Source organism: Microbispora catharanthi (assembly GCF_006334915.2).
GTDB classification, from domain to species: Bacteria; Actinomycetota; Actinomycetes; order Streptosporangiales; family Streptosporangiaceae; genus Microbispora; species Microbispora catharanthi.
Map to the genome: position 1 here is coordinate 1 of NZ_VDMA02000056.1, position 7007 is coordinate 7007.

The 7007-nt window shown below is 69.4% G+C and carries 7 protein-coding genes; 4 read left to right on the top strand and 3 right to left on the bottom strand.

The genetic code is table 11. The annotated features are described in order from the left end of the window. From FH610_RS42385 to FH610_RS42400, 4 genes are all read left to right on the top strand, one after another. On the top strand, positions 1-188 hold a 188-nt coding region (locus FH610_RS42385; protein WP_152313713.1), incomplete at its 5' end, for an amidohydrolase family protein. Next, the gene (locus FH610_RS42390; RefSeq protein WP_139580891.1) at positions 185-643 is read left to right on the top strand and encodes a MaoC family dehydratase; all 459 of its coding nucleotides are present in this window, start codon (positions 185-187) and stop codon (positions 641-643) included. The genes FH610_RS42385 and FH610_RS42390, both read left to right, overlap by 4 nt. A gap of 134 nt (positions 644-777) precedes the next feature. Further along, entirely contained in the window at positions 778-2331 is a 1554-nt protein-coding gene (locus FH610_RS42395) for an acyl-CoA synthetase (RefSeq protein WP_139580892.1), read from the top strand. Positions 2332-2772: 441 nt separating this feature from the next. Then, entirely contained in the window at positions 2773-4206 is a 1434-nt protein-coding gene (locus FH610_RS42400; RefSeq protein ID WP_139580893.1) for a glycoside hydrolase family 10 protein, read from the top strand. Positions 4207-4322: 116 nt separating this feature from the next. On the opposite strand, the gene FH610_RS42405 is transcribed toward FH610_RS42400, so the two are convergent. From FH610_RS42405 to FH610_RS42415, 3 genes are all read right to left on the bottom strand, one after another. Then, on the bottom strand, positions 4323-4880 hold the full coding sequence (locus FH610_RS42405) for a hypothetical protein (protein WP_139580894.1): 558 nt from the start codon (positions 4878-4880) through the stop codon (positions 4323-4325). Continuing rightward, positions 4877-5497, bottom strand: coding sequence for a hypothetical protein (locus tag FH610_RS42410; protein WP_139580895.1), 621 nt, complete (start codon positions 5495-5497; stop codon positions 4877-4879). The genes FH610_RS42405 and FH610_RS42410 overlap by 4 nt, the downstream gene beginning before the upstream one ends. Before the next feature lie 183 nt (positions 5498-5680). After that, positions 5681-6784, bottom strand: a complete 1104-nt coding sequence (locus FH610_RS42415; RefSeq protein WP_139580896.1) for a COG1470 family protein — start codon at positions 6782-6784, stop codon at positions 5681-5683. Positions 6785-7007: the final 223 nt, after the last annotated feature.

A 7007-nucleotide genomic window follows, 5' to 3' on the forward strand; every position in this document is an offset into this window, starting at 1 on the left:
GGTACGCCAACACGCTGCTGAAGGACAAGGTGCTCTTCGGCTCCGACTATCCGGTGATCACGCCGGACCGCTGGCTGGCCGACTTCGACAAGCTCGAGATCAAGCCCGAGGTCCGCCCGAAGATCCTGAAGGACAACGCCGTACGCCTGCTCGGGCTCGGCACGCAGGAGAGGACGACAAACGCATGACCACCACGGCTTACGGGCTGGACGAGATCAGGGCGCTGGCCGGCAAGGATCTCGGCCACAGCGGCTGGCTGGAGATCACCCAGGACCGGGTGAACACCTTCGCCGACGCCACCGACGACCACCAGTGGATCCACGTCGACCCCGTGCGGGCCGCGGACGGCCCGTTCGGCGGCCCGATCGCCCACGGCTACCTCACCCTGTCCCTGGTCATCCCGCTCTTCAACGAACTGCTCGACATCCAGGGCGTGAAGATGAGTATCAACTACGGCCTGGAGAAGGTCCGCTTCCCCAGCCCGGTCAAGGTGGGCAGCAGGATCCGTCTCGCCGCCGCCGTCGTCTCCGTGGAGGACGTCCCCGGCGACGGCGTCCAGATGCTGCTCGACTTCACCGTCGAGATCGAAGGTGCGAACAAGCCGGCCTGCGTCGCCCGGGCGATCTACCGGCACTACGCCTGAGCCGTGAGCGGGCGCCGTTTCCGGCGCCGCCGCCGTCGACTCCCAGGTCGGCCTCGTCGACGATTCCGAGCTGTCGTGCCTGCTCGGTCTTGACGCCTTCCCTGATCCCCCAGCTCACAGGAGGTCGAACACCGATGCGCAACGCCGGACTGGGAGGGTGGCCCGCCCGCCGGGCCCAGATGACACCGGACCGGACCGCGTTCGTCTTCGCGGACCGGCCCTTCACCTACGCCGAGGTCCACGAACGGACGACACGGCTGGCGTCGCGGTTGCGTGCGACGGGGGTGCGGGCCGGTGATCGGGTCGCCTACCTCGGCCGCAACCACGTCGCCTTCGTCGAGACGATGTTCGCCTCGCACCTGCTCGGGGCGATCTTCGTGCCGCTGAACTTCCGTCTGGCCGCGCCCGAGATCGGCTACATGCTGGACCACTCGGGCGCCGCGGTCCTGGTCTACGCGCCCGAGTGCACCGAGGTGGTCCGAGCCCTCCCGCAGGGCACCGCGGCGCCTCTTCGGCAGGTCGTCGCCCTCGGCGCTCCGGGGCCGGGGGAGCGGCATTACGAGACCTGGCTCGCGGAGGGCGATCCCACCCCGATCGACACGCCTGTGCGGCTGGAGGACACGGCGCTCATCCTCTACACCTCGGGTACGACCGGGCGGCCCAAGGGCGCGATGCTCACCCACGGCAACCTTGTGTGGAACTGTTTCAACCTCCTGCTCGGCGTCGATGTCACCAGCGACGAGGTGACGCTGATCAGCGCGCCGCTTTTCCACGTCGCCGCCCTGGACCAGACCCTGCTGCCGACCTTCCTCAAGGGCGGATGCTCGGTGATCATGCCGTCGTGGGACGTGGACGAGTGTTACGACCTCATGGAGAAGTACGAGGTCACCTGGATGTTCGGGGTCACCACGATGTTCGCCGCGTTCGCCCGGTCGCCCAGGTTCGCGGGCGCGGACCTGTCCTCGCTGCGCACCCTGATGTCCGGGGGTGCGGCGATCCCCGCCGCGCTGATCCGCACCTACCAGGAACGGGGCCTGGTGTTCTGCCAGGGATACGGGCTCACCGAGACCGCTCCCGGCGCCACCTTCCTCGAGGCCAGCCAGAGCGTGCGCAAGGTGGGCTCGGCAGGAGTGCCGGTGTTCTTCGCCAATGTGCGGGTCGTCCAGCCCGACGGCACGGACGCGGCGGTGGGACAGCCGGGTGAGGTGCTCATCCAGGGGCCGAACGTGACCCCCGGCTACTGGCGCAACCCGGAGGCGACCGCCGCCGCGTTCTCCGACGGCGGCTGGTTCCGCTCCGGCGACGTCGCCGTTCTGGACGAGGAGGGGCACCTCTACGTCGTCGACCGGGTCAAGGACATGTACATCTCGGGCGGGGAGAACGTCTACCCGGCCGAAGTCGAGGCAGCGATCTTCGAGCATCCGGCCATCGCCGAGGTCGCCGTGCTCGGCGTACCCGACGCCACATGGGGTGAGGTCGGCCGCGCGTTCGTGGTGCTCCGCCCCGACGCGAGTGTCACCGCCGACGAGCTGCGCGAGTTTCTCCGCTCTCGCCTGGCCAAATACAAAATGCCGGTCTATTTCGACATTACGGGCGACCTGCCGAAGACGGGCTCGGGAAAGATCCAGAAACTCCACCTGCGACGCCTCCCGCTGCCGAACGCCGGCAGCTCCACTTCTCCGGCATGACCACGGCCCGCGTTCAGGAAGATCGCGACTGCGGCGGCGCCGATACGCCCGGCCGGGACGTTTTCCGCGCCAGATGAGACCGGGACGGCGGTGATGTGCACCGGCTCCGCGGGTGATGAACGTTTCAGCGACGGATGCGCGCGTACGAAGTGGGCCGGGCCGAGTATGCGGTGGTGGAACGGTAGGTAAGGGGCGAAGCCCTTGCGGAAGGGCACGGTCACGTCCTTGACGGGCCGGTCCGTGTCGTATTTGCTCCGCTCACCACCATCGGCTGAGGGAACATCGAGAAGCCACATTGTTAGCGCTAACAATCGATGGCCGTTCCCCGCATAGGTGCGGAGCCGAGATCCGGTCACGGGAGCGCCGCAGGCCGTCGGTCTCGTCCCTGCGCCCGCGTGCCATGTCCGCAGACAGCATCCGAATCACCACTGGAGGGCTGAGATGAAACCGCCCAACCATTCGTCGGATCGGTCACGAGGCCGCGTCCGCGGTCTGGCCGCCGTTCTGGCCGCGGCCACCGCCGTCGCGGTCGGCCTGGCGATGCCCGCGCAGGCGGCGTCGACGCTGAAGGCGTCGGCCGAGGCCAAGGGGCGCTACTTCGGCACCGCGCTGACGCGGGGCGACCTCGGCATCAGCGCCGAGGTCAACCTCGCCGCGGCCCAGTTCGACATGGTGACCCCCGGCAACGAGATGAAGTGGGACGCCACCGAGCCGTCCAGAGGCTCGTTCAACTTCGGGTCGGGTGACCAGATCGTCTCCTTCGCCCAGTCCCACGGCATGCGGGTACGCGGGCACAATCTGGTGTGGCACGCCCAGTTGCCCGCCTGGGTCAGCAGCCTGCCGCTGAACCAGGTCCAGGGCGTGATGGAGAACCACATCACCACCGAGGCCACCCACTACAAGGGGAAGGTCTACGCCTGGGACGTCATCAACGAGCCGTACAACGAGGACGGCACGCTGCGCCAGGACGTGTTCTATAAGGCGATGGGCGCCAACTACCTCGCGATCGCGTTGCGGGCCGCGCACGCCGCCGACCCGAACGCCAAGCTGTACATCAACGACTACAACATCGAGGGCATCAACGCCAAGAGCAACGGGCTCTACTCGCTGGCCCAGTCGCTGGTGTCCCAGGGCGTTCCGCTGCACGGCATCGGCTTCGAGAGCCACTTCATCGTCGGCCAGATTCCCTCGTCCCTGCAGGCGAACATGCAGCGCTTCGCCGACCTGGGCCTGGACGTCGCCATCACCGAACTCGACGACCGCATCCTGATGCCGGCCGACTCTTCCGAACTGCAGCAGCAGGGCACGGACTACGGCAAGGTCGTTAACGCCTGCCTGGCGGTCTCCCGCTGTGTCGGCGTCTCACAGTGGGGCGTGGACGACGGCCATACCTGGATCCCCGGGACGTTCCCCGGTTATGGCGCCCCCATGATGTGGGACTCCAGTTACCAGCCCAAGCCCGCCTACACCGCGGCGCTGAACGCCCTCAACAGCGCTCCCAACACCTCGCCGAGCCCGACCCCGCCGGTCAGCCCCAGCCCGACCCCGCCGGTCAGCCCCAGCCCCACTCCTCCGGTCACGGGTGCGTGCTCGGCGACCCTGACGACGGTCAACAGCTGGCCCGGCGGATTCCAGTCGGAGGTCACGGTCCGAGCGGGCAGTTCGGCGGTCAACGGCTGGACCGTGAAGTGGACCTGGCCGGGCGGGCAGACCATCAGCAGCCTGTGGAACGGCACGCAGAGCGTGTCCGGCTCCTCGGTGACCGTCCGCAACGCCTCCTACAACGGCTCCCTCGCGGCCGGGGCGTCCACCACCTTCGGCTTCACCGCCAACGGCACCGCGGCCACGCCGGCCGTCACCTGCACCAGCCCCTGACACCGTCACGCGAGCGACAGCGCCGAGATCGGGCCGGGACCCCCATCCCGGCCCGTCGTGGTGAGCGCCGTCCCGGGCCGTCCCGGGCTTCCGGCCCCCGATCACCTGGGACTCCTTCAGCGCCGGGCGCTCGCCCGGTTGCGCCAGGCGAGGCCGATCCAGGCCGCGACGGCGAGGAGCGCCACGAGAGCGATGATGCCGATCTTGAGGGGCATCCCCATCGCGCCCTCGTCGTCCGCCACGGTCGCCGTCGCCGCGGCCTTGTTCTGCGCGGGCCCGGTCGCCGCCACGGGCGAGGCGGCGATGTCTCCCGCCTTCACCTTCACCGTCGCGTGCGCCTTGGAGGGCGCGGTCGCGGTCACGGTGACCTTCCATTCGCCGCTCGGCAGCGGCTCGGCGAGGTGGTAGAGATTCTGGCCCTCGGGCGCCGACCTGAGCGGCGCCGGCCCGAAGGAACGGCCGTCGGCCGAGATCGCGGTCAGCGTCGCCTCGACGATCTCCATGACGGGATGGCCGTCCTTCTTGTACGTCGCCAGCACGTTGACGTTGTCGGCGCCGTCCCCCGTCACCTCCAGCTTGATCGCTCCGCCGTGGGCGGAGGCCGCCGGCGCGCCGAGCATCAGCACGAGCCCGGCCATTAGGACGGTGAGGACGTATGTCAGTGTCTTTTTCACGAGTCGTGACTCCCCTCGGGTTCGGCGTCGGGCGTGAGGTCCCCTTCGCCGGGTGATGTCGGCAGGAATACGTGCTGGTGGCCGTAGCCCGCGTCGACGTTCACGGCGTCGAGGGCGGTGGCTCCGACCGACCAGGTGAAGAGCGCGTCGGCGCGTTGCCGTACGGCCAGGTCCATCGCGGTGGTGCGGCCCGGTCCGGTGAGGTCTCGCGCGGCCGCGTAGGTGTCGACGGTCGTGGCGATCTGCCGTACGGCGGAGGCGAGACTCGACCTCGCCACGTTGGTGGCGGTCTCACCGGACGGCGGGTCGGCGAAGCCTTCGACGGCCGCGGTGGCCGCCTTCCGCCAGTTCTCGACGTCGGCGGCGGTCACCACGGCCGGTCCCGCGGTGCCGTCGGCGGGCATCGCACGGTTCAGTCCGTCGAGCACGGGGACGAGCCGGTCCCGCGTGGTGCGGGCCAGCTCCGTCAGGGTCTTGATCTGCGTCTTGTCCCGGAGGGCGGACTCGGCCCGGATCTGGTCGGCCATCTGCTCGATCGAGCTCGGCCGGGTCACTCCGAACACCACGCCGCCGGCGACGATCGCGCCAAGCGCGAACGCGACCGTGAGGGCGAGCACGCGGCCCCAAATCGGACGCCGGACCGGCATCGGTTGCCTGGGTCGGTTGATGGTCGCCACCTCCTGAGGGGCGGGTGTCGGTGATCGGAATGGAAGGGGGTCCTCGCGCCACGTGTCGGGGGTGTGGTGGCCTGCGGGTGGTTCAGCGGGGCGGGGGATTCCTCCGCCCGGGGGCTTGGGTGTTCACGTTCCGAGTGGTGTGCCGCGGCCGCTGAGGATGATCAGTTTCTCGATTCGCCTGCGGCGGCGGAGGCTGGTGATCCGGAGGGCGAGGACGGCGAGGATGAGGAGGGTGAGGAGGGCGAGTTGGGGCCAGGGGATGGCCCAGACGGTGGTGTCGATCGCGATGCGTTCGGCGGTGACGCCGGGCAGGGGTTTGCCCGCGGGGGAGGGGATCGCCATGATCGTCGTGCCGATGGGTCCAAGCGGCCAGGTGCCGGTCACGCGTGCGGTGAACGTGCGGCTGCCGCCCGGCATGATTTCCCTGGCCTTGGCTTCGGAGGTGTCGTCCCAGCCGTTTTCGCCGGCGAAGGTGGAGGTCAGGATGCGGCTGTCGGGGGCCAGGCGGACGTTGCCGGCGTTGGCCAGGGTGTAGGTCACCTCGACGGTGCCCGGGGTGAAGGGGTTCCATGACCAGGTGTAGGTGGTGTGGATGCCGGTCACGTTGACTTTGGCGACGAAGCCGCCGGTGACGCGGATGTTGAGGCGGACGCCGACGCGGTTTTGGACGCGGACCTGGCCGGAGATGGTGTCGATGGATGCGGTGACACCGGCGGGGTGGTCGCCGGGTGTGGCGTTCTGCGGGATCGACACCTTTACCGGCACGACGGCGGTGGCTCCGGCGGCGATGGTCACTTTGTCGGGGATTTGGATCCAGGCGCCGCCGTCGACGGGTGTGGCGTCGGAGGGCCGCATGTCGAAGTAGCCCTTGGCGGTCAGGTAGCCGTCGTTGGCGTCGATCGCGAAGTCGACGGGCTGGGTGGAGCGGTTGATGACCGCGACGTGTTCGGTGACCTGTTGTCCGCCGGCGAGTTCGATGTCGATGACGTTGCGGCCGTCGGGGCCGTCGGCGTTGGCCGGGACGACCGACCAGGTGGTGTCGGCCCCGGCGGGGGCGGCGAACGCGACCACGACGACCGCGCTGATCATGGTCGTTATGGTGGTCATGGCGACCAAGACGGTCACGCCGGCGGCCTTGAGGGCGGCGGCGGCTGCCTTCAGGGGGCCGGCTGCCGTGCGGGCGGCGAGGGGGGCGGGGGCGCCTCGCGGGCGGCTCTTGGTCGGCATTGGTGTCTCCTGTCTCATCGTGGGTGTCCGGGACGTGTGTCAGGGTGGCACAGGTCCCGGACGTCCACAGTGGGCGGTGGTGTCCCGCCTGCGGGTTCAGGACTGGTTGAACAGCGACAGTGTGAGGGTGGAGTGGTATTCCCCGGCGGCGACGTCGGTGGAGGTGCGCAGGGCGAGGTCGGCGTTGACCTTGGAGGTGCCGATCTCGTCGGCGGAGTTGGCG